The 25578-nt window shown below is 42.8% G+C and carries 13 protein-coding genes and 3 pseudogenes; 8 read left to right on the forward strand and 8 right to left on the reverse strand.

Annotation, left to right across the window (positions count from 1 at the left end; translation table 11 throughout):
- Positions 1–45: 45 nt before the first annotated feature.
- Positions 46–1308: a LamG domain-containing protein gene (locus OCV19_RS16760; RefSeq protein ID WP_065676857.1), complete on the reverse strand. Its 1263-nt coding sequence runs from the start codon at positions 1306–1308 to the stop codon at positions 46–48.
- A 191-nt stretch (positions 1309–1499) separates the two neighbouring features.
- Positions 1500–3089 (reverse strand): sugar porter family MFS transporter, encoded by a 1590-nt coding sequence (locus tag OCV19_RS16765; RefSeq protein ID WP_065676858.1) that lies wholly within the window; start codon positions 3087–3089, stop codon positions 1500–1502.
- A gap of 305 nt (positions 3090–3394) precedes the next feature.
- Between OCV19_RS16765 and OCV19_RS16770 the strand changes: the two are divergent.
- Positions 3395–3948, forward strand: a pseudogene (locus tag OCV19_RS16770) (IS5 family transposase); the annotation flags it as partial.
- A 209-nt stretch (positions 3949–4157) separates the two neighbouring features.
- Here OCV19_RS16770 and aldA (OCV19_RS16775) read toward each other — a convergent pair.
- Positions 4158–5606 carry an aldehyde dehydrogenase gene (gene aldA, locus OCV19_RS16775; RefSeq protein WP_065676859.1) on the reverse strand — a complete coding sequence of 483 codons (1449 nt, stop codon included), beginning with the start codon at positions 5604–5606 and terminating at the stop codon, positions 4158–4160.
- Between the two features lie 313 nt (positions 5607–5919).
- On the opposite strand from aldA (OCV19_RS16775), the gene OCV19_RS16780 reads away from it, so the two are divergent.
- Entirely contained in the window at positions 5920–6693 is a 774-nt protein-coding gene (locus tag OCV19_RS16780; protein WP_065676860.1) for an FCD domain-containing protein, read from the forward strand.
- A 226-nt stretch (positions 6694–6919) separates the two neighbouring features.
- On the opposite strand, the gene OCV19_RS16785 is transcribed toward OCV19_RS16780, so the two are convergent.
- On the reverse strand, positions 6920–10192 hold the full coding sequence (locus OCV19_RS16785) for an FG-GAP-like repeat-containing protein (RefSeq protein WP_065676861.1): 3273 nt from the start codon (positions 10190–10192) through the stop codon (positions 6920–6922).
- A gap of 259 nt (positions 10193–10451) precedes the next feature.
- Between OCV19_RS16785 and aldA (OCV19_RS16790) the strand changes: the two genes are divergently transcribed.
- From aldA (OCV19_RS16790) to OCV19_RS16815, 6 genes are all read left to right on the forward strand, one after another.
- Positions 10452–11894 carry an aldehyde dehydrogenase gene (gene aldA, locus OCV19_RS16790; protein WP_065676862.1) on the forward strand — a complete coding sequence of 481 codons (1443 nt, stop codon included), beginning with the start codon at positions 10452–10454 and terminating at the stop codon, positions 11892–11894.
- A gap of 547 nt (positions 11895–12441) precedes the next feature.
- Complete coding sequence (locus OCV19_RS16795) at positions 12442–13893, forward strand: carbohydrate porin (RefSeq protein ID WP_065676863.1); 1452 nt, start codon at positions 12442–12444, stop codon at positions 13891–13893.
- Positions 13894–13953: 60 nt separating this feature from the next.
- On the forward strand, positions 13954–16818 hold the full coding sequence (locus OCV19_RS16800) for a beta-galactosidase (protein ID WP_065676864.1): 2865 nt from the start codon (positions 13954–13956) through the stop codon (positions 16816–16818).
- Positions 16819–16877: 59 nt separating this feature from the next.
- Entirely contained in the window at positions 16878–18053 is a 1176-nt protein-coding gene (locus OCV19_RS16805) for a hypothetical protein (protein WP_065676865.1), read from the forward strand.
- Between the two features lie 148 nt (positions 18054–18201).
- Positions 18202–19053 carry a transporter substrate-binding domain-containing protein gene (locus OCV19_RS16810; RefSeq protein WP_065676866.1) on the forward strand — a complete coding sequence of 284 codons (852 nt, stop codon included), beginning with the start codon at positions 18202–18204 and terminating at the stop codon, positions 19051–19053.
- A gap of 15 nt (positions 19054–19068) precedes the next feature.
- The gene (locus tag OCV19_RS16815; RefSeq protein WP_065676867.1) at positions 19069–20547 is read left to right on the forward strand and encodes a methyl-accepting chemotaxis protein; all 1479 of its coding nucleotides are present in this window, start codon (positions 19069–19071) and stop codon (positions 20545–20547) included.
- A gap of 177 nt (positions 20548–20724) precedes the next feature.
- Here OCV19_RS16815 and OCV19_RS16820 read toward each other — a convergent pair whose 3' ends face one another.
- From OCV19_RS16820 to OCV19_RS16835, 4 genes and pseudogenes are all read right to left on the reverse strand, one after another.
- On the reverse strand, positions 20725–22068 hold the full coding sequence (locus tag OCV19_RS16820) for an RICIN domain-containing protein (protein WP_065676868.1): 1344 nt from the start codon (positions 22066–22068) through the stop codon (positions 20725–20727).
- Between the two features lie 476 nt (positions 22069–22544).
- Positions 22545–22691 (reverse strand): hypothetical protein, encoded by a 147-nt coding sequence (locus OCV19_RS16825; RefSeq protein WP_261875727.1) that lies wholly within the window; start codon positions 22689–22691, stop codon positions 22545–22547.
- Between the two features lie 11 nt (positions 22692–22702).
- A pseudogene (locus tag OCV19_RS16830) lies at positions 22703–24236 on the reverse strand (IS3 family transposase).
- 65 nt (positions 24237–24301) lie between these two features.
- Positions 24302–25453 (reverse strand): annotated as a pseudogene (locus OCV19_RS16835) (IS4 family transposase); the annotation flags it as partial.
- Between the last annotated feature and the right edge of the window lie 125 nt (positions 25454–25578).

Below are 25578 nucleotides of genomic sequence, written 5' to 3' on the forward strand. Positions count from 1 at the left end.
AGCTTGTGTAGAGTCTCAAGCTTTGGCAAAGTGGATTATTTGGTCTTATTGAGCAACGGGTTTGAAAACACGGACCCAATCGACAAGCATAACGTTTTTACCAGAAGTATCGGCCAGTTCATTATCCGTTGGGTCATGTTCCCACCAACTTTGGAGCTCATTATTTATAATGATGTCCATTGGTTTGTGGAAACCTTTGCCCTGTTGATAGTTATAAGGATCAATGACTGAAGCTGGAGAGCGCTCACTGGCTTGTTTTAGGTAATCAAAATTAAAGTCATTACTATTTTGTTTATAAACCTCGACCGCTTGATAACCGGTATTGTCATTCATTAAGTCATTATTACTATCCACTTTTGGATAACTGTAATGCCACGTTGGAGCGCTACCGGAGTACATTTTCGTCGCAAATGCATTGTTATAAAGTACTCGAACTAACTCACCATTAATGTAGTACTCAAAATGATAGGGGTTGACCCAATTCACACCAATTTGTATGTACTGACGGTTACCATTATTCCAAGTAAATTCTCCCCAACTTTCATGACCGCCCATATGATGATCGTCATTCGAACCTTTCCACCAACTATTTTTATCACGAGGTTGATAATCGGTGAAAGGTTGTCGTATGAAAGAATGGTGGCTCAGGTGAATAAATTTTGAAAAATAAGTATTGCCGTTTGCGCTGCCTGCGTACGATTCTAGAATATCAATTTCTTGAGTATCATCCGGGCTAAGTAACCACACTGCAGCAGCTAGAGAAATATCTGACATACTGACACTTGCTTCAACAAAGACAGGGAATTGCACTTGTTGGTTTGAAGAAATACACGCGGCATTTATACCGGGTTTATCTTGTTTATCGGTTCTGTCACTTCGAGAGACATGAAACTCGGCTTTACCATTTTTTACCGTAACGTGGTCATGCTGCCAATACGTTGCGCCTGGACCATCCCAACTAGAATGATAAAAGTTGTACCAACGCCCGTCACCAAAATCCTGTCTTTCTGATGTCGCTTCAAACTCGTATTGAAAGTCATCAGACATATCAGTCCGTTCTTGCCATTTTTTTCCAACACCTGCAAATGCGGGCACGCTTAGTCGATGGACGTCTTCAGGGTCTTCGGAAACAGAACCGTAACCAAGAGTGGAAATATCAGTCAATGTGGTTGAACTGTCAGGACCAGCCTGAGGAGGTGCTACGCCATTTTGTCCGCCTGGGTCTGTGGGGCCGTCACCTGAGCCACCGCCGCAACCGGCCAAAACAAGAGCTGTCGCTATCGTCGCCAGAGTAAATGTATGTTTCATTCCTTTAATCCCTTCAAAATACGTTGCTAAACAAAAGAAGCATACACATTTCAACCAATGGGTTTTGTGATCAACCAATTGTATTTAACTGGCAGCCCAATGATTGATGTTATTCGTATCATTAATGTGATTTATGCGAAAATTTGTACAAAAATAAGTAAGGCCAACAACACGTTGTTGGCCTTAAGTTTCTAATAGCTATTGCTTTGTTCTAATTTCTTATGGGACTTTCGATTGGCTGACAACAACACCTCTATCTGTTCAATCGATTTGTCTTTAGTTTCAGGTAGTAGTTTACTAATTAGCACTAATCCGAGACCACTGAACACTGCATACATTAAGAACGTGTTTGCTGCGCCAAAGTTGGCCAATTGCCATGGGAAGAATTGTTGAATTAGGTAACTCGCAATACTAGTAACGATGGCACATATAGGGATAGCAGCACTACGGACTGAATTGGGAAATATCTCAGAGAAAAGAACCCACATAATAGGTCCAATTGATATATGGAACGCAGCGATGAAACCAAGAATTCCAAATAAGATTAAATAGGAGTTAACGGTGATCGCTTTTTCAATAATGCTCGCTTCATATTGTACCAATTCAATCGAAGAGTAGACCTCTGATAAAGTATCTTTAAATTCAACATCACTGTTAAAGACGATTCCTTTCAGTGATGTGAGAGGGGCAACATCGATGGTTTCTGACAGTTGCTCAATGTTAGTGTTGGTTAGCTCAAACTTAGCACTATTGAAGCCATACCAACATGTAAGATGACTAAGAACTGCGCAAGTTAGACCAAGCAGTAGTAATGGGCGGCGTCCTAATTTGTCGATAAAAATTATCGCAATGATGGTAAATATGACGCTCGTTAAGCCTATATAGATTGCTTGCTGGAAGGCCGCATTACCGCCAAATCCAACTTGTTCAAAAACCGTAGGCGCATAGAATAAGATGGCATTCATTCCCGTGATGCCTTGTACAATGGCGATCGTTACACCAATAATCAAAGCGGTCCGATACTTCGGTGTTATAAGGCTTTTAAGTTGATGACCAAAGGCGGGTTGTTTGTCTTCTAGCATGGTTGCGTTGATTTCTTTCACGATACCCATCAGTTCATCGGGCGTGTACAGTTTGCTAAGTACTTCTTTTGCTTCCTTAACTTTCCCTCTAGTGATTAACCAGCGAGGAGATTCTGGGACGGTAAATAATAGCCCAAACCAAAGGGTTGCGGGAACAAGTTCTGATGCAAGCATAGTTCTCCAGATACCTTCTGATGAGAGAAAGTAGATGTTCTCAGAGACATTGATGACTAGGTAGTAATTAATGAAATAAGCCATGGATAAACCAACGACAATGTTAAATTGGTTACATGACACTAACTTCCCTCGTAGTCGTGAAGGTGCAACCTCACCAATGTACATGGAGGCTAAAGAGAGAGAACTAAAGGCAAGACCACCAATAAATCGCGCGGCGACTAAAACCTCATAATTGGTTGATAATGCGGAACCTATTGCGGAAAAGACATACAAACCTGCAATAAGTATGAGGGTTTTTTTCCTCCCCCACGCGTCGGCTATTTTACCCGCGAAAAATAGTGCAATGATCGCGCCAAGGCTTGGTGCACCTACCACAGTGCCGATCTGCAAATCAGACAAACCAAACTCCAAACTAATATAGCGAATGGTTCCCGATATGATTGCGGCATCAAGGCCAAAGACGAATCCACCCAGCGCTACAATTAGCGCGTATCGGATGGCATTTTTAGTGTGATGGTTCATTGGGTGTTACCTATGAAAAAAAGATAAACCAATAATCAACTAAAGGTAACCCAAAATCTGCATGATTGATCACGATTGGTTAATCTCTTGTGCTTTTTTATGTTTTTTATCAACCAATTGTGGGTTTTGATAGAAAAACCAGCACGGAGGTAGCTTATAGTGGAAGACCGAGATTATTTGACCGCCCTCGGTTGCCATGTCATGCCTAAGACGATTTGTTTTGAAAGCGCAACGAATACGCAGTCGGGTGACGGGATATAACTACGATCTGAGCTCTTATGAGAGTAGGAACGAGTATAGAAATTATAGCTATTGATTCTACGGACCTCAAAGTGTTCGGTGAAGGCGAATGGAAAGTCAGAAAACTCGGCTATGAAAAGCGAAGAACGTCGCGAAAAATCCACCTTGCTGTTGAGTAGATACACATGAAGTCATCAGCGCTGAGGTAAACCTAGTCAATGTAGGAGATAGTGAGGTACGACCAACACTACTCAACCCACCTCGAAGGAAGTTTCACGCAGTTTCAGGTGATGGAGCGTATGATACGAAAGAGTGTCATAAGGTGTTGCAACGAACAGAGATAACTCCATTAATACCGCCCTGTAAAACTGCAGGGTATTGGGAAGGTGGACATGCAAGAGACGAAGCAGTACAAGCTTTAAAAGATGGTGCTTTAGTCCAATGGCAAGCAGGCTCTGGTTGACATGACCGCTCAATATCTGAAACAACAATATCTCGATACAAAGGGTTAACTAATGGCCAATTAGGTTTGAGAAATTACAACGCTTAAGTTGGTGAAGCATTTGCGAACGTCAAAGCCATGAACAAGGTCATAGGCCTAGGTATGCCAGTTAGAAATCGGGTGTATTTGGGCAATTTGTGGGTAAAAACGATGTTATTGTGCATTGGCCTGGAGTACATCAATTTGAAGAGATAACGCTGTATTTGTCATGCAATAATTATCATCTATTCGATGAAAATGGAGTTTGCATTAATTGTTACTCTAAGAAAGCATCGGAATAGCGATGCTTTCTTTTTAAAGTTAGTTATTACTAAATAATGAATGGATTATTGATAATTGACGTACACAGTTTTTTTCTGTAAATAACCCTCTAAACCGTGTTTACCATCCTCTCCACCAATACCAGAGCGTTTGAAACCAGTGTGGAAGCCGTTGAACAACTCACCATTCGGTCGGTTGACATATATTTCACCGACTTCAAGCTCGTTGACCGCCTGCATGATCTTACGCATATCGTTGGTATAAACATAACCAGAAAGGCCTAGGTCGATATCATTGGCGTACTCCAGCGCTTGTTCAAAGCTCTTAACTGGCATCGCTGCTACAATCGGTCCAAATGTTTCTTCTTTCATGATGTCCATGTCATTGGTCACGTTCGTGATAACCGTAGGTGCAAACCAAAAACCTTGGTCAAACTCTTCCCCATCAGGTCTTCCACCGCCAAGTTCAATCACCGCGCCTTGTTCTTTTGCACGCTCAACCATACGTGTAAGGTTTTGAATCTCTCTTGCGTTGACTTTAGGGCCAATATCGGTGTCATCTAGAAGCGGGTTACCAACTTTTAGTTGCTTTGTTTTCGCAATGAATTTTGTCATAAACTCATCGTAAATTGCTTCATGAATGTACATACGCTCGTTAGATGTACAAATTTGACCGCAATTTCCAAAACCAGACTTCACGGCTAGGTCGACGACATGATCAACATCGACATCGTCAAGCACAATAAATGGCGCCTTACCACCAAGTTCTAAATTCAGCGCGGTGATATTCTCAGAAGCTGAACGATAAAGTATTGAGCCAACTTCAGAGCTTCCTGTTAGTGTTACTAACTTGGTTAATGGGTTTCGAACTAATTCGTCACCGACAACGGCACCTTCACCTGAAATAATGTTAACGACACCTTTAGGGAAATCACACTCAGCGATGAGCTTTGAAAACTCTAAAACCGCTAGTGGCGTATCTGCTGGAGGCATAATCACCATGGTATTGCCCGCAACTAATGCATTGCCGAGTTTTCTCGCTGCAAGTGCTAACGGATAGTTCCATGCAAGTAGACCAGCAGTAACACCAAAAGGCACACGTTGAATCCAGATTTGCTCATTTGGGTTTTCGCTTGTCACTATCTCTCCCTCGATACGTCGAGCTGATTCAGCTGAGTAACGAAGAAAACCAACTGAACCTGCGACCTCACCACGAGCGTCCGAAAGTGTTTTCCCTTGTTCGGTGGTTAACAGCTTTGCGAATGACTCTGTGTTCGCTTCGAGTTTGTCGGCGAGTTTAGAGACATAGTTAGCACGAGTCTGGGCAGGAAGCTTTGCCCATGCCTTTGACGCTTTATCACTCGACACAAGTGCTTTTTGAGCATCTTCTCTCGTCGCTTTTGGTGCATAACCCACGATGGTTTCATTACTAGGGTTAATAACTTCAATAGTCTCTGAGCTAGAGGCTTTTAGCCATTGACCATCGATGTAAAGATTGCTGTGTAAAGTAGACATAGTTTCCTCAGCGAGTACAAATAATATGACCCTAATATAACCCAATTAGCACCACTGGTAAACCAAAAATGTTTCATTGGTGAATGTATGTGTGATTTGGTCAGCGTATTTGTATTTTTTAATTATCTAATGATACAGCATGATTATTTGTCAGGTATTTATCACGAACTCTGAATATTCAACACTGTAACCCTATTGTATTGCAAAAATCTGTGACACTGATGGCATAGCTATGCTGTATTTGGTGGTAAAATTGGTTATATTAAAGTAAAATCGGTTGACCGAATTATACCGACCACCTCTGGAAGACTGAATGATTGCATCAAATAACACTAAACGACGATACTATGACATTGGGCTTCAAATCGAGGAGCTGCTCCACTCTGGAGTATTTAAAGCTGGTGAACGGTTGCCCTCTGAACGCGAACTGAGTGACCGCTTTGAGACGAGTCGCGCGACGATCCGTGAAGCTATCATTATGCTTGAGCTCAAAGGTCTAGTGATTGTAAGACAAGGCGCAGGTATCTATTTCATTGATTCTCCTGATAAAGCGTCCAGTAGTGCATTTATCCCTAAAAGTGATATTGGTCCTTTTGAGCTTCTTCAGGCTAGACAGATTATTGAAAGTAACATCGCAGGGTTCGCCGCGACGCAGATCAAGTTCAATGAACTTAGAGACCTTAAAAAGGTGCTTATCCAGCAAGAGAATGAAATTAACGGTGATAGTGAAAAGTTCGAACAACTTGATGAACAGTTTCACCATTTGATCTCTGAGTCGACCCAAAATCGTGTACTGATTCGTCAAGCGGCAGAGATGTGGAACACGGTACGTATTGAAAACCCTCTTTGGCGTGAGTTAAACCACAAGTATCTTCATGAAGAGCGACTACAAACTCAGTGGATTAACGATCACAAACGTATTTTGATGGCTTTACAAAAACGCTCTGCGGAAGAAGCGAAGCAGGCCGTTTGGCAGCACATTGAGAACAGTAAGGTCGAGTTATTAAAGATAGCATCGTCAGAAGGGGTTGATGAGGAACTCGATGACTTTTTCTTCGCTCTTGATTTAGATATCGAGAACAGTTGATATAAGGGGCTAGTCCAAATAGCTTATTGTCATTAAAAATAAGTATGAATTAGACATTTCCTGACTCTCTAGAAAAAATCGGATACCTGTTTTAGGTTCCGATTTTTTTCGTTTTGAACGCTATTGTCTAGCCAAACCAATGTCGCGCCAAACCAAGTTCTTCAAAAAAAAACCGGAAACCTATGGGTAGGTTTCCGGTTGCTTGGTACTACGATTTAATCGCTATTTAGCATGGATTATTATCGCCAGCTTCTGTAATACAGACTGGTTGAGTCCCCCAATCACTCTTCTCACCTCGATCATTTAAGAACTCTACGTACAAGTAGTAGAAATCACCATTTTCCAAGTCTTTCGTTGGTACCAATCCATTATCTTGGTAAGACGGAAGATCAAGAGAGTAAGTTGCCGTTCCACTTTGACTACCTACTGTTTCAGGTACGACATCGTACTGATTACCTGTTCCCTGACCAGCAAAATCATAGACAAGGCCCCAGCTTGGGCTTTGGAGACGACGCAAGTAAATTTTCACGCCTTCTGGTATAACGCTATTAGAACCAGCGTGATATTTGAATGTAACCTCCATTGGGTTGTTGATTGGGTTTGCTCGAGTTTTGTATTTCCAATCGTTGTCAAAATTAATGCTACTTCCTACAAAGTCCTCGGAGTCAAAAGTAATTGAGTCTTGAACAGCATCTGGTGTTTCACTTCCATTTGCAGTCGCGGTAATCGTTACTTCACCAACGCCAGTACCTGATACGACACCCATCTCAGTTACGGTCGCGACCGCTGAGTCAGAAGTCGTCCACGTGATGGATACATCGTCGGGTTTTTCAGTTGGGTCGCTTGATTCCAGTGCGGCGTCTAGCGTTACCTCCTGACCAACGTATAGGGGAGTACCATCATGTTCGATCTCGATACCAGTGACATAGATTGGGTCAAAGTCTCCTACTGAAATATCGATTGTTTGGCTTACGCTACTTGCTACTGAAGAAGTCACGGTAATGACGGCATCACCGTTCGCTTTAGCAGTGATAACACCAGAGGCATTGACACTGGCAACCGCTTCATTGCTACTAGTGTATACAACATCCGGTGTAGCGTTTAATGGAGTGAAAGTAGGTGTCAACTCATAGGTCTCATCAACACGAAGCTTTTTATCTTCACGATCCAATGTAATGCCGGTTGGTGTTGGCGCCATACCGTCTTCAGAGTCCAAAGTGCCATTAAGCGCTGGTTTATCAAACGAGACCGTTTCACCATTTCGCCAGATGATGGTCGCCTTATCAACTTGCTCACTAGTACCAAGACCAAAATGGGTTAGGTTCATGACGCCTTGGGAGAACGCTTCACCACGAGAACCAACTCGGTGGGAAGGTTTGGTACCGGACGCTGTTTCTAAAACAATGCGAGCGCCCAGTGGATCAATGTTTGCAAATGGGCTGTAGCCAACATCGACATTGAGGTAGTTGTTCGAACTCGTGGTTGTGTTTTTATACAAGTACCACTTACCTTCTTCATTACTACCATTGAGCAAGTCAACTTGACCGTTGCGGTTAAAGTCGAATGCTTGTCCCATATCCCCATGTCCAGGGTCCGTTACATCGTGTGCACCATGAATCGTAGTTGTTTCAAATTGCCCTTTGCCGTTGTTAACCAACAAAAGGTCAGAAACACGTTCTGTTAAGAAGCCATAACGATGGATAAACAGATCGTTCCAACCGCTGTTGTTAAAGTCTCCAAACGTAACACCCCAGTGGTTACCACCCGCAGGTACATTCCACTCTTGTGTTGCATCAACAAACTTATCGCCCTCGTTGATAAGAAGCATATCACTAACGTTGCGGTTCGTTGGTGCCCAATCCGTTTCAACGCCTGTAACGTTTTCTAGAGAGAACGAAACGTTCCAATAAACATCTTGAGTTCTTACCCACTCAACTTTCCATTTTCCGTTGCCAGTGTAGCCAATATAAATACCATTTTGGTCTCGGTTTTCTGGGAAACCAGCGGCATCTTTTGGTTTAATATCAAGCTCGTGTGGTGCATCTTTCATATCTGGGTGAAGTTGGCTGTCTTGGAAGCCTGTGGCATAAACCCATTTTTTCTCTTTTGCATCACCAAGGTAAATTGGATAACCATCATCATACTGACGATAGGTAAGGTTTAGTTCATTGAGTGTTAACGTCGCCCCTTCTTCTGTCATAATATCAACGAGTGTCTCACCTTTCTCACCATCATCACGGACATCAAATTTTTCTGTGACCGGGTTGTAATCGTAAGACTTACGAGACATCTGATATTCAGGGAGACCACGCGATAGGTAGATATCGAATAGCCCATCATTGTTTAAGTCCACCTCTGCAGCTGCTTGGACCTGGTATAGGTTTTGAGCGCTTGCAGGCAAACGTTCACTCGTCACGTTGGTAAAAGAGAAGTTACCATTGTTTTTCCATAGTGAAAGAGGGGAAAACAACAGCAGGTCTTGTTGGCCATCGTTGTCAAAATCAACAATCAATACGCGTTCAGATGGCGTCGACTCAATGCCAGGGATACGCACTTGCTCGAAGGTACCGTCGCCGTTATTGCGATAAAACAGCTGGATAGGACCATCGTAATTAGGTGTCGTCGCGTTAATGAGAACCAGATCTAATAGACCGTTATTGTTTAGGTCAACCCAACGTGGAGCACGTCCGCGAGCGGGGGTATTGATACCACCGTTGTTGTCAACTTGAACATATCCACCTTTACCGTCGTTTTTGAAGAGGATGTAGGAAGATGGACTGGTACCGTTGGCCCCACCCATAGCAAGCATAAGATCTAGGTTACCATCGTTGGTGAAATCACCGAGCGCGGTACCGTGATAATCTTGAGCATAAGGGAAAATAGGTTCAACAGTAACGGTTGCACCTGAGGTGTTAGTTACTACTTGCGGAGCGATGAAATTGTGGTTGTTTAGAATAGCATCGTAGAAGCCATTGCCCTCAATATCACCAATGGAAGGACCACCGTATTTAAACGAGACCTCCGTCTCCAATCCAACGTCTTGAGAGGCATCTGTAAATTGAGGCAGAGCGACATCAACCAATGGTGCAGCGGTCATCGACTTGACCCTTACCGAACCAGTTCTGACAGCGATGGTAAAAGGTACATCACTATCAGATTGTGCAGCAGTATCATTTAGCCGAGTAATCAATCGTAAAGAATGATCGCCGGAACTTGGAATATCGACCTGATCTAAAAGAACTTGTTTTCCCTGCAATACAGAAATAGATGCGTAAGCAGAGTCAATAGTAACTTCTAGCTCAATAGCTTGAAGTGAATCTGGCGAAGCAATATCAACATCAACATCAATATTTTTGCCCACTTCAACAGTAGCGGGTAATGGCGTGGTTGGGTTTTGGCCTCCTGGAGGGATTTCACCGCTATCTGAGCTACTGTTGCATCCGACTGCGGTGATAATAGCCAAAGCTAAGACGCTGTAGCCTATTTTACTAAGTGACATAACGTTTCCTTTTTAGTGTCATACAATTTCCAGCAGATAGATTAGCGCTTAGTTTTAAACTGATTTGTGACCTTTGTCTTTTGGTTATCCAAAGTTTAAATTTGATTTCCAATTTTATGAGATAGATCAACCAGTTTGGCGGTGAGTTCACTTTTTTAAGGAATTTTCGGTAATGTGACTTAGGTTATTTAGAATTGGCAAAGGTGCTGTTATCTTTTGTTCAACCAATTTTGTTGTTTAATTTAGAGGTAAGACCAAGATGAAACGTTATCAAATGTATGTCGGCGGTGAGTGGGTTGATGCGAAAAGCAAGCAAATAGAGAGTGTGATTAGTCCATCAACGGAAGAAGTGATTGCGGAAATCCAAAATGCTGACGAGAGTGATGCTGACTGGGTTTTAGACGTAGCGAAAAAAGCCCAAGCCTCTTGGGCTCGCAAGCCCGCCAGACAACGCGCAGACATCATGCGTACCTTTGCACAACTAATTAGAGACAATAAAGAATACTTAGCCAAGTTAATCGTTAAAGAACAAGGGAAACTGCACCGTGTTGCACTGGTTGAGGTAGAGGTAACCAGTTCATTTATCGAATATGCGTGTGACTGGGCGAGGCAGATGGATGGCGATATCGTTCAGTCTGATAATGAGAATGAACAAATTATGATCCATAAAGTGCCGCGCGGCGTCGTAGTTGCGATAACCGCCTGGAACTTTCCACTCGCGTTAGCTGGTCGTAAAATTGGACCTGCGTTGGTTGCTGGTAATGCCATCGTGGTAAAACCGACGTCAGAAACGCCTTTAGCAACACTTGAGTTAGGTTATCTAGCCGAGCTGGCGGGTATTCCCGCGGGCATATTGAACATTGTCACGGGTGGGGGAAGAACACTCGGGAATGCGTTAGTTGGACATAGATTAACCAATATGGTCTCGATGACAGGAAGTACTCCAGCAGGCCAGTCGATTATTAAAGCATCTGCCAATAATATGGCACATGTTCAGCTCGAGCTTGGTGGTAAAGCGCCTTTCATTGTCATGGAAGATGCCAACCTTGAACAAGCGGCTGCAGCGGCTCTACACTCGCGTTTTGATAACTGTGGTCAAGTCTGTACCTGTAATGAGCGTATGTATGTGCACAGTGGGGTTTACGACGACTTCATGCGTATTTTTGTAGATAAAGTGGCGTCAATTAAAGTGGGGGATCCAATGGATCCTTTAAGCGATATGGGACCCAAAGTGAATGCGCGTGAATTAGCGCATATGGAAAAACTTGTCGCACAAGCGATTGACGAGGGTGCGACGTTAGCTTTCGGGGGCAGCAAAATTCAAGGAGCTGGGTTTGAAAAAGGTTTTTGGTTCCAGCCAACGGTACTTACCGATGTGACTCAAACGATGACGATTGCACACGAAGAAGTGTTTGGTCCAATTTTGCCAGTCATTCAATTTGATACGTTCGAAGAAGTGATCGGTTATGCGAACGACAGTGACTATGGTCTTGCCGCTATGGTTTGTACGAATAACATGAAATATGTTAACCGATTATTGTCTGAACTGGAGTCTGGTGAGGTATACATCAACCGTGGTCATGGTGAGCAGCACCAAGGCTTCCATAATGGGTATAAATTAAGCGGTACGGGGGGGGAGGATGGTAAATATGGTTTTGAACAATATTTAGAAAAGAAAACATTTTACCTAAACTTTAACTAATTAATTGAAAAACATCAATATAAAGCCAGTTTTATTGTTTAATCAATAGCAGGCTTTTTTAATTGGATTCTGCACAACTACCTCAATAATGCCATTTCCCCTCTCGTTTATTGACTCATGTGCTTCCTTTCTAATAAGTTGTTCGATTTTTGGTCTGCTGATTTATATGTTTTGTTATACCTTTTTGATACAACAGGTATTGATGTAGGCAACATTCAGGGTTCGTAAGGAAGTTAATAAAAAAACAATAAATTCAGTTGATTGTATTATCCTCCCCCTTTTTTCTTTATTGGTACTTTTGTGACTTATGGTGTTTTTGTGCAATTTAGAGTGGCAAAAAGACGTTCGTGATCAAAATTTTCATATCAAAAAAAAATTGTAAAATCGAAATGCTACTTCCATCACGTTAAATTGGGCGACCAGTAAGTAAACTTGTCAACATGAAGCGGGATATTGGTTAAGTGGATTTGGCGGCTGTTTAACATCAGATGTATTAGTTTCTCTATAAGTAAACCGATTAATTAACGACTTTAACGGGTAAATAAAAATGAAAAGGAAAATTCTTTCACTTTCTCTTGTCGCTGCAGCGGTAAGTAGCGTATGCGCGCCGGCAGCGGCGGGTGACGCAGCGCATTTAGATGGTTTCAAATTTTCAGGCTACGGTCGTGCTGTTGTGGGCGTGACAGAAGATCAGCTTGTAAGTAAAGAAGCTGAACGTGCCAATAATGGTGTGAATATTATTCAAACTGCAGGTAACCCTTATAAACCAACTGGTAAGCTTGGAAACCAAGGCAGTCAAGCTGAACTCCATTTGGATTATGGCATAAGTGCAAACGATATGAATTGGGTTACTCATGTAAATTTATTTACAGGTGCAAGTGATTATGAAGACCCATCAAAGCCACCATCAAGTTACGTTTATCTTGATGAATGGTGGGTACATGGTACGGGTATTTTTGATAACAGCCCAAATGCAGCGCTTTGGATGGGTAAACGGTATTACGGCCGTTACGAAGCATCATTAAACTCATACCAACATGTTAACCAAGATGGTATTGGTGGTGGTGTTGATAACTATGATGTGGGATTTGGTCTTTTAGATCTTGGTGTAGTGAAGGATGGATTTGGTGGCTCTACGCATGAATTCTGTGAAAAAGATTCACTAGGCCAGTGTAAATCCGATTCGGTTGAAGGCTATAGTGGCGGAAATGTTTCATTTCACGTAAACCTTCACAGCGTACCTATTACCGATAACGTGAAAGGAGACGTATTCGTAAATTACGGCCGCTACTTTGGTTCTGATTCAGATATGAAATCCCACATTTCTGGAGGGGAGTACACCCGTTCGGCACGTGAAGACAACCCCGATTCATATCAAGTAGGTTTTTCTCTTAAACAAGGCGAATGGGCAGATTTTAATCGATTACTTGTACGTTACAGTCACAAAACAAGTACTTCTATGACGCAATCTTGGCTACATCGTCCGAGCTATCAATATGGTGGCTTCTTTGACGGTATGCAAGAAATTACTGATTCGATTCGAGTTGAATACTTGCTGTCTCATGAAACTGCGTCTTATGGTGACGATGTACAAGATCTTGCGATTAACTGGGACTTACCATATGAAAGAACTACCTGGAATCAAGCTGTAGTTCGCGGCACTTATAAATGGAATCAAAAATTCTCCACAAAGCTTGAAGTGGCATACGACCAAATGGATTTTGAAGTGAATGCTACGGGTGCGGCGAAAGGGGGAGATGGTACTAATTCATCAGCAAAAGTTACATTAGCTCAAGATATCCATCTAGGCAATGGGTATTGGGACCGCCCAACGATTCGCTTATTTGCCACTTACGGTCAGCTCGATACCAATACTTTAGCGTTCCAAAGCTTCGACAATGGGTATAGTGATTGGCAGGCTGGTTACAATCCATATATAACCGAAGTAGGTACTAAAAACGCGACAACTGTTGGCATTATGTTTGAAACTTGGTGGTAATGATTTTTTGTGTGGCAGTCTTCTCGGATTGCCACCCCTCTTCTTTTTAGGATTATAACGATGAATACAAATAAAACGAAAATAGCAGTATTGCTATCTACGGTTTTAGTTGCGGGTTACGGTTGTAAATCAACACCAACCGACGATGTCAAGACGGGTGACAATACCGCAGAAGTTGCGGCGGTTTATCCTGATTTTGAATCGGATAGTTTCTTTAACTCTGCACGTGCAGAGCATGCCAAAACAAAAATCACCAGCGAAAGCGGTGTAACAGCTGGAAGCAAGGCATTACAAATCGACTTTGATGCCGTTTCAGATGCCAACAAATACAAGTACTGGCCAAACGTGAAATTCTTCCCTGCATCCGGTGAGTGGAACTGGAATGCAAAAGGTAGTTTTAAGGTTGATGTGACTAACCCTCTAGACGCGCCAGCGAACGTGATTTTTAAATTGGTTGATAACGTCGGTCAAATGGGCGCGGAAACTAATCAGTTAAATTACGCGGTCAATATTGGTGCGGGCGAAACTCAAACTATTGAAATGTTATTTAATGGTGGTGTCCGTAAGCTAGATGGTTATTGGAATGGTGATAACCTTAACCTAAGAAAATTAGTTGAACTTCAAGTGTTTGTTCAAGGGCCAGCAGATGCCCAGAGCATTATTTTAGATAATTTAGAGTTGGTGAATTCGACCGGTGATTTTGTTGCAGCTGAAGAAAAAATTGTTGCAGCTGGTCCGGTACCAACCGTTGCTGCTATCACCAGTTTCGAAAGTGGTGAAGAGACTTTTGTGAGTGCAGAGCGCAGCAACTCGACTCAAACGCGCGTTGTTGACACTGCAGATGGTAAGGGTTTGGAGGTTAAATTCTCGGCGACAAACGCGTACCCAAATGTAACGTTTATGCCGAAAACACCATGGAATTGGTCTGATAAAGGGGACTTTAACTTAGCGTTTGATATTGAGAACCCAACAGACGACGCTATTCAAATGTTTGTCCGTGTCGACCAAGCTGAAAATGCAAACTGGGGCGGTACTGCGGACGGCGTTACTGACAGTATGTCTAGTTATATGACAATCCTACCTGGAAAGAAGTCTACGTACTACATGTCTTTGCGCGAGCTTGAAGGTCACGTTGTCTCTGGTATGAGAAGTGAACCGCCAAAGCTATCTTATGATGCGCAGGCCATCAGTTATGGCTGGGGTGAAACGGGTCTTGATGTCTCAAACATTGATAATGTTCAGCTGTACCTACAAAACCCGACTAAGGATGCAAAAATCGTTGTCGATTCCATTCGACTAGTTCCAAACCTTGATGCAGATACGTCGCGCTATTCCGGTATCGTTGACCAATATGGTCAGTTCACGGGTGATGAATGGGAAGAAAAAGTCCATACCGATGAAGAGCTAAGAGAGGCCGGTAAAGAAGCGTTAGCCCAACTTGGTAATGTTAAGCCAATGGCAGATCGCTGTAAATTCGGTGGTTGGAAAGACGGCCCACGTCTTGAAGCGACAGGCTTTTTCCGTACAGAAAAAGTGGATGGCAAATGGACGATGGTTGACCCTGAGGGATGTATGTTCTTCATGACAGGGCTTGATAACGTTCGAATGGATGACACAGTAACAATTACCGGTATTGATTTTGCCAATGTTGATACTAAAGAAGGCCGTGTTGTTGCTTCTGAACTGCGCAACTCGATGTTTGAGTGGTTACCAGAAGAAAACGATCCTTTGGCGGTCAATTACGATTATGCGGGATGGATTCACTCTGGCGCATTGAAAAAAGGCGAAGTGTTCAGTTTCTATCGTGCGAACCTAATGCGTAAGTACGATACAGACCAAGCCGAAGCAATGAAGATCTGGAAAGATGTGACGCTTGACAGAATGGTTGATTGGGGTTTCACCACACTTGGAAACTGGATTGATCCAATGTTCTTTGGTTCAGATCGTGTTGCTTATGAAGCGCATGGTTGGATTCATGGTGATCATAAACGAATCAGCACTGGTAACGATTACTGGGGACCGATTCACGACCCATTCGATCCTGAGTTCAAAAACAGCGCTCGTGATATGGCAGACGAAGTCGCTTCACGAGTAAAAGACGATGATCAATGGCTTGTGGGTGTTTTCGTTGATAACGAAATCAGCTGGGGCAATGTCATGAACGAAGCAAATCACTACGGTTTGGTCGTCAATGCATTGGCTTATGACGCGAAAGATAGCCCAGCGAAAAAAGTGTTTGCTGACCATCTAAAAGCGAAATACAAAACAGTAGATAAGCTTAACTCTGTTTGGGGTAGTAAGGTTGCGTCTTGGGATTCATTCAATCGCTCTTTTGACCACCGTTCAGCATTGACTGCGGGAATGAAAACGGATTACTCCGAGTTGCTGCAAATGCTGTCTGAGAAGTATTTCTCAGTAGTGCGTGGAGAAGTGAAACGTGTCCTACCTAACCACCTTTACCTAGGTGCGCGTTTTGCCGATTGGGGTGTTACACCAGAGATCGCACGAGGTGCAGCGAAGTATGTTGACGTAATGAGCTACAACCTGTACGCCAATGATCTTAATGACGGCAAAAAAGCGCATTGGAAGAAACTACTTCCTGAGCTAGATAAGCCAAGTGTCATTGGTGAATTCCATTTCGGCGCGACCGACACTGGCCTGTTCCACGGCGGTATTGTAACGGTATCGAATCAAACTGAGCGTGCAGAAATGTACACCCAATATATGGATAGCATTGTCAAAGACCCATATTTTGTTGGCGCACATTGGTTCCAATATTTGGATTCGCCAGCGACAGGACGAGCTTGGGATGGTGAGAACTATAACATTGGTTTTGTAACGATTGCCGATGAGCCGTATGTCGAACTTATCGATGCAGCTAAGCAATTCAACGCAGATCTTTACAATAAGAGATTTGGGAAATAATGAGATAAGACCCGCGATGTTGTGTCGCGGGTTCTACTCAAAGTAGAAGGATTTATAGAATGAAAAAACTAGTATTAGCCACATTGGTTGCGAGCGTGTTTTCAGCTCAGGCCCTTGCGAAAGATGTCTTAATTAATGGTTTTGAAGGTACTCTTGAAAGCCCAGAAGACTCGGTTGCATATTACGCAAACGAAGGTGCAGTACATGACTTGGTGACGAGTGATTTTGCGTCTTCAGATGGCGGCAAAGTATGGGATATTGCATTTGCACCAAGCGGAGCGGCTGACTACGAGAAAGTATCTTTCGGTGGTCCTGATGGAACTGCACTCGACTTAAGCGATTACCATACTATTAAATATAGCGTTCAAAATACAGGCGATAATGCCGCTGTGTATGCGATGCGCTTAGAAGATAGTACAGGTGCCGTCTGCGATTTCTACCAAGAAGATCTCGCTACAGCAACGGACAGAACCGATACGCTAGATATGACGACGTGTGCTGACAAAATTGATGCATCCGATGTGGTGTATTTTGCGATGTTTGCTCGTCCTTGGGACACAACCAATGCAATCAATGTTCAGGTTGAAGATGTCATAGGTGTAAAAGAAGACACGACTGAGCCGCCGGTTGGTGATGTGACGGTGGTCGAATCTTTCAGTGATATCGATGTTGGTACGGTTATTGACAATAACGCTACGTCGTTAAGCAATATGGTGTCTAGTGATTATTCCAGTGATAATGATGGTAAGTCGTGGAAGATTGATTTCGATGCTAGCCATCAAGGTACAAGTCTGTGGGGAGAGTGGGACTGGAGTGCTCGCGACACTTTTGAATTCGATGTTATCAACAACTCTGGACAAGACCTTGCTATTACGGTGAAATTGATCGCTCAGAATACAGATTGGGGCGAGAGCTATAACCTATATGGTGGAGAGACTCTTCCTTCATCTGAAGAGCCTCAGACGATCAAAGTAGACCTAGATTCTTCTGAAGCAGGTGCTAACTTTACCAAAGGCGCAGTTGGCGGAATCCAGTTTATGCTTGATATTAATCCAACGGCTCAGGTGGCTGTTTACTTCGATAACATTCTTGTTTCAGGTCAGGATGGCGGGACGACTCCTCCAAACCCAGGTCCAGATCCAGAATACCCAGAGATCATCGGTGAAGGTGGTAGCTTTGGTAGCTTAGGTCTATTCATTGTTTCTGCTCTGGCATTCTGGCGTCGCAGAAAGTAGTACTCGATAAGGCAGCCGTACGGCTGCCTTTTTCCAATACGCCAATTCAAAGCGCCAATTGACTCAGTACGTTCGTGTATTAATGGCTTTGTTGTTCGTTGGTGTCTAGAAATCGCATTCTTCAAGAAGTATAAAAGCGGTGCGTTACATGAAGATATATCAAAGCAAAAACATATTCTTAATGCTTGTTGCCATCAGTGCGACATTCATGGCTCATGCAGAGATAAAAACACCGATGGTATTTCCGGGGCGAGATACTCTCATTCTCGAGTTGATTGATTTAGCGCTTGAAAAAAGTGCAGCATCTCACGATATTACTCATGCCGATGAATATTTATCTGATGCGAGACTTGTAGAAGAAGTCCGAAATGGAAATATCGATGTTATGTGGGCTGGTGCTTCTCAAGATCTACAAAATCAACTTGAAGCAATTAAAATTCCAATTTTTAAAGGCCTTGCCGGTTACCGTACTTTTGTCATTGAAAAAAACAGTCAAAACAAGTTCTTTGGTGTTAAAAATATTGATGATCTACGGAAACTAAAAGCTGGCCTAGGCCGGTTCTGGTCTGATACAAGGATTCTAGAATCAGCGAATTTAGACGTTGTGAAACCAGTAAAGGCAGAAAGTCTTTTTCATATGGTCGAGGGAGATCGCTTTGACTACTTACCACTCGGTGTTCATGAATCCCATGGTGTCGTTCGAGACCAGCATGAGCTTGAGCTAGCGGTTGAAGAAAATATTCTTCTTGTTTACCCATCAGCCATGTATTTCTATGTGTCTAAAGAAAATAAGCAGCTGTACCATTCATTGAACTCCGGATTAGAAATGGCGATAGCCGACGGCAGTTTTGATGAGGTTTTCTATAACTCTCAGCTTATTAAAGAGACATTTAAGTCAAGCCTAATAGCTGAAAGAAACATCATTAACATTAAAAACCCATATTTACCTCTTGATGCACCAATTAATAGAAAAGAGCTTTGGCTTGATATTAATCGATAGAATAGGTTCGAGAAAATGAATAATAGTTTAAGTAAATCACTCTCAATTTTCCTTATCTTAGTCGGGCTTGTTGGGATCGCTATCGGTGGTGGCACCAGCTATTTCACGGTTAAAGACCGACTGAACACGGCGTACACGCAAGATCTAGAATCTACAATCGGCTTGGCAGATGCGGCATTAGTAGAGGCAATATTTGCCTATGATTTTGAACAAGCTCAGGCGGTTACGGATGCATTGTTAAACTCTGAAATACTGCATTCTGTCACAGTCGTTGACCAGCGTGGTAAAGCGATCGCTAGTTCAGGTACTCAACATACAGAACTAAGCACACGAGCGCATTCGGTAGAACGCGGTGGTTCGAAAATTGGTACGATTACCTTCCAGTTTGACCCTGCAATTATTGCTCAAAGTATGCAAAATGAAATGCTGCTGATGATGTTTGGCATAGTGTTGGTTTTGGTACTCGTTATTGTCAGTGTCTATTTCTTCATGCGCAAACTTGTTATTCAGCCTATTGATGATGTTACAAAGTCACTTTATCGCTTATCCAAAGGTGATGCGGACTTGTCGCAGCGTATTGCTGTTAAAAGTGAGAATGAAATTGGGCGGTTAACCAAGAACTTTAATAACTTGATGGATAACCTAATGGATATGATTGCTGGTGTTGTGAATAATAGCAATCATATAAGAGAGATATCGAATACGCTGACTACTGCGGCGCAGCAATCGCAGGATGATTCTCACGCTCAGCAAATTTCAATGCAAACCGCTGCTTCATCGTTAGAGGAGATCAGTGTCTCTGCTGAAGATGTTTACCGAAACGCAGAAACGACATTGGCCAAAACTCAAGATGCAATCGAATGTGTTGAGGAAGGTGGTCGTCTGGTTGAGCAAAACGGGACATTGGCTACGAATCTATCTGACCAAATTAGTGAAACATCCCGAAGAATTGATAATCTGATTCAGTCCTCGTCTGATATAGGTTCAGTCGTAGAGGTGATTTTAAATATTGCAGAGCAAACGAATTTATTAGCACTAAATGCAGCGATAGAAGCGGCTAGGGCAGGCGATCAGGGACGCGGTTTTGCGGTGGTCGCTGATGAGGTAAGAGCACTGGCACAGAAAACCCAGAATTCAACATCGGAAATTGAGAGTATTGTTTCGGGCTTACAAGCTAACGCTAAAAACGCTGCGGATTCAATGGTGGCGAGTTTAGGGTCATCTCAGGAGGTCACTGCAGCAGCAAATAGCCTATCTCAAAATTTGAAGCAGATTTCTGCGAATATTGATTCAATTAACAGTATGAATAGTGAAGTTGCTGTTTCGACCAAGCAACAAAGTGAAGTAACAAAGACGATTGCTGTGAATATTGATGAGCTAAATCAGTTATCTGCATCTTTATCAGCAAATGCGACGGAAGTAAATGCCAAAGTCGAAGAGCTTCAGGGAGTGAATCATAGTTTAACGGCGAATATCGGACGTTTTAATATGTAACGTTGATAACTTTTCGATATAGTTGTTCCTAGAAAGTGGCGTTTACGCCACTTTTTTTCTAGGTGTTATATTGGAGTGGTATATTGAAGAGAAGGAGCCGATGAACAAGAAAGATGTACATTCATTTAATAAAAAGTCATTAAATGAATGTACTAATTAGATTAGGTTGCAAGCGATTTACTTGAATTTAATCCGTTGGTTGTTTTCTCCATCACAAGACGCTTGAATAATGCTACCGCCGTTTGTTGCTTGGCTATTAGCAACCTCAAGACATTTACCCGTCTTCTTATTTCGTAATTCAAAAGTGTTACTGCCCTTGTCGAATAACGTCCACAACTGATTTTCTTCTGCCGAATTACAAATATACTGCTGGATAGTAGCGCCATCTTTCCATTGAGATGCGTCTGGTTTTAACTCAACACAGAGTTGACTGTTATCTGATTGAATTAAATACTCACTGTTTGATACTGGAGTGAAAGTGAAACGTTGATTGCTATTTGACGTGTTGCAACTCCATTGTTGATAGGTACTACCATTCCACGTTGCTCCATCTTTTACATCGAGGCATCTATTACTATGAATAAACTGTAAACTAGTTGTATCACTTGGAGGGACAACGCCGTTATTATCGTTGTCTCGAACTGGTTTATAAACACGGATCCAGTCAACGTACATTTTATTTTTCGAGCTATCGGCTAGATCCGCATCAGAAGCAACGATACCAGCCTCTGAACGCCACGAATGGTCTTCAGTGTCAAGTATAATGAACATCTCTTCATCCATGTTAAACTGGCTCTTATCTAGAGTTTGTCCAGTGTAATCCTTGTCTTTCATCAACACTTGTTCCCACGAACCTTTCGGTGTCTTTACACCATCTATATAGAACGTCACTTCTGTAGGACTTTTCCAATAGGCAGCAAAGCGGTGGAAACCATCCCTCCAATATGTCCCCCAACTTGGTTCGTTGTGTGTCTGGTCGTTGAAATCACTTTTAATTGTGTTATCAGAGTTTCTAAGGAAAACATGAAAGTTAGTCGACATGTTTTTCGCAAACCAGGTATCCTTCGCTCCACCATATACCTCGAGAATATCAATTTCGCGTTGATCATTTTCACTCAATAACCAAAAATTTGATGAAAGCTCTAGATTACTAACTTTAATTCTAGCTTCCATGAAAATTGGATACTTTACTTTCGTCTTAGAGGTTACAACGCCAGCATTAACTTGTTCTGTACCTTGACGACGAGATGCGCTGATAATTAGGTTTCCATCCGAAACCCATGACTCGTTCGACTGCCAATAAGTTAAGCCTGGACCGGTCCATCCATGAAAATAAGTGTCGTTCCACTTGCTCGTGAAAGTGGTATTTTTACCCGAGTAGTTAAAAGAGTCGGAATAAGCTTCTTGTAACTCCCACTGTTGACCGTCGTCTAACTCTGCAGGAATTGGAATAGAATCCCAGTCATTCGCGAAAGCAGGATTTATGGCAATGGTGAGTAGAGAGAGTATTGGTAATTTCATTATTAATCCTTAAGTGTGGATATTAAAAATAGTTTGGTTGTAGTGCTAACCTTGTGTTTGCACTGTAATAATATAGTTCAACCAATGTTATTATTCGTTGATGTTTGAGTGGGTTTGGTAAATAGGTCGCTATAGGTTGGTGTTTATTATAAAAGTGAGACATAGCGCTTGTAATATTGCGATTCTTTATATAGTGCAGGTGATTTTTCTGGAAGTAGTTGTTTGTTGGTTGGATTATTTTGTTGAAACGGGTATGAGAGGATTTGTTCGGAGGTGAGAGGTGATGCAAACTATTAAAATATATATGAGAGCTCAGCAACAAGGTGAGCTCTCATATGGTTTTTTATATCCCTTACTTAGCTAATGATATTTTCTCCACGGTTTTCTTTTTGTTCTATTGTTACAGGCCAGCCTTCATAAATATTATCGAGGTTAGGATTATTGACATCAGCTAAGAAACGATCATAGACTGAACCTTAAGCATTAAGACCAGCATAAATCCCGTCTAACGTGATGTTTTTCTTTGACTTCCTCTGGGCGGACTTTTGTGCGTTCTTAAATATATAGCTAGAGGCCCATTCCAGTTTATTGCCTACGGTGTTTTTCAAGGTAGTTGTCATCATTTGCTTACTTATTAAGCAGCTTCTCTTTCTGGATTTAGGTGAACGTCACCAACAGGCGCACAGTTCCTGATATCACCAGACCACCGCTCAGGCTTTCGCTGTTTTGCAGCGAGCAATACCTCTACACGACGCTTCAAGATCTCTTTATCTTTTCCATTGTGACGCTCTGAAGGCGTGACGTAATTTAGCTGACTGTGCTTGTGCTCGGTGTTGTACCAGCGTACGAAGGCTTCAACCCAACTTCGGCTACTATCGATTGTTTCAAAGCCCTTTGTTGGCCAGCTTGGCATGTACTTTACCGTGCGGAACAATGACTCAACATACGGGTTATCATCACTGACTCTTGGGCGACTATACGATGAAGTAATACCTAACTCTTCCATTTTGGCTTTGAACGTCAACGACTTCATCGGCGCACCATTATCGGAGTGAAGAACCAGCGCTTGATTGAAGCACTGCTCTCGCATCAACGTTCGTTGCAGAAGTTGTGACGCCAGCTCACCGCATTCATGCTCATACACTTCATAACCAACAATTTTTCGACTGTAGATGTCCTCAATGACATACAGGTAATAATGTTGGCCTCGAACTTTTGAAGGTAAGTAAGTGATATCCCACGTATAGACTTGGTTCGAGTCCGTCGCTGTGTAACTGGTTGGCTTCGCTTGCTTCTGTCTGCTCCGCTGACGACCTCGTTTGTGAAGTTGCCCTGCGTACTCAACACTCGGTAGTAGCTCGACTCAGAGGCGATATACTCACCTCTATCAAGCAGTGTCGGGACGATTTGAGTTGGAGGCAAGCTTGCGAACTCAGAGCGGTTACACACCTCGATTATCGCATCACGCTCTTCCTGCGACAGCTTGTTAGCAGGCTCAGGTCTGAGGCATATTGGCCTTTTGTCAGCTTGAACTTCACCTTGCTGATACCAGCGACGATACGTTCTCAAGTCGATTTGAACTTCATGGCAAGCTGGCTCTAAACGACATCCGCATTGCTTCGCTTCAAGGATAAGAGTCACTATGGTCTGCCTTTCATCGGTTGAGGTTAGTCGTCCTCTGGCTCTTCCCCGTAAAAGGCTCTCAGCTTTTTTCTTAGTACCAAGAGAGCGGCCGTTTCAGCGAGTGCTTTTTCTTTGAGTCGTAAATCTTTCTTCAACTCTTTGATTTCAAGTTTGTCAGCTTTAGCCTGCTTCTTTGCTTCAGCTTCCTGCTCTTTACTCGACTTAAACCCTTGCATACAATCGCTGCGCCAGCTTTGGATTTGCTCTGGAAAAAGACCTTTTTCACGACAATATTGGCTGAGTTCACTTTCTGTCATTGAGTAGGTTTCAGCGACGATGGCGAGTTTAGTTTGAGCAGACCACTGCTCTGATGAAGTGTTGCTATTTGGCACTGCGGCTCCTGAACGTCTGAGTTGCTTGCGCCAATGATACAGGGTCGCAGTGCTAATTCCTTCCTCTTCCGACACTTCTTTAACTGACATTGAATATGGAGGCAACAGCTTCTTCAATATAGCTTCTTTTCTTTCTACTGAGATACGAGACACAATTACTCTTTATCGCCCAAACTGGTTAAATTTTAACAGTGACAACTACCCTGCCAGATAGGGCCTATTTCTGACCATGCCTTGTGGCTGATACATTCAAATATGGGCAACAGCCACACATCCACATTTTTTGCCGCCTTAAACAGCGAGACCGATGGCATTATCTGAAGCGCAGTACTGCGCCTGATGATCAGCGAGAGTAAACTGGCCCAGATAAGCCCATCAACGATGGCCTTTTGTGCGGTGACAAATCGTTGCCAGTTTGTGTGAGATTTTAATTCTTTAAAAAGCAACTCCACCTGCCATCGACAGCGGTAGATCGCCATTATGTCATCAGCAGTATAGGTACCTGAAGGCAAGTTAGTTAACCAAATACAGAATCGCTTTTCTTCGGCAAACCAACGTCTTACCACTCTAAATTCTTGCTTACCACTACGAACTTTAAGGTCGAGTACCTGTGAGCGATTAGTACCTCGAGTGATGTCTTTGAGCTTCTTTCCTTCTAGTTTAGATAAATGCCGGCCCTGACCGTTTCTCGCTTCTATAACATGAGGATTCAGGGACTTTGCTCCTCGAAAAATATAGAAACCACCATACAGTTCAAGCTCAGTAAAGAATTGGAAGTCAGGGTACCCTGCGTCAGCCAACAACAATTTGTTACTCATTGTTTTGGGGGCGGGCAAAAAGTCTCTTTCTGATGCTGTATCAGCGCTGATGCTCATTGCGACTGGAGAAAAGCTTTTTAAAGACATTGTCATATGGCATTCAACTGCGGCTGGATTGCGTTTAAATCGGCTCGGGTAAACGTTCGAAAGGTCACGATGAATGTGGAAAGAGCTACCATCTTGAAGCAGCACATCATCAAAGGTGGCGAGTTTATCTGGTAGGTTGGCACCCTGCTGGCGAGCAAACTGAGCTATCGCTCGCATGGCCAATTGGCGCATGAATATCGGAAATTCTTCTTTTCTTAACTGGTTATGGTAGGGCTTATAAGCCACAGTATCTTTAGCGCTTAAGCACATCCCATTGAATTGCCTTAGTAAATCGGCAATAGATGAGCAGTTTCCTTTGCTCAAAGCGGCCACTAGGCTTACTACTAGCTGGTCGGGTAAGATAGCCCGACATCGCTTCATAAGTCCTGTACTTTTCGCCATTTTTTGAAGGCTATCAGCATTAAAGAATTGCTTAAACTGCTTTTGTAGGGAGATAATCGTCATCGGCTTCACGGTTGATATGGGTGGTTTGTTTGGCGACGATTATCTGATCATAAATGAAGCCTTTTTTCTATCTAAATAAATAGCTTAGAGCTTAAGATCCTGTCTATGAAGAAACGATCATAGAC

The organism is Vibrio celticus, assembly GCF_024347335.1.
Lineage (GTDB): Bacteria > Pseudomonadota > Gammaproteobacteria > Enterobacterales > Vibrionaceae > Vibrio > Vibrio celticus.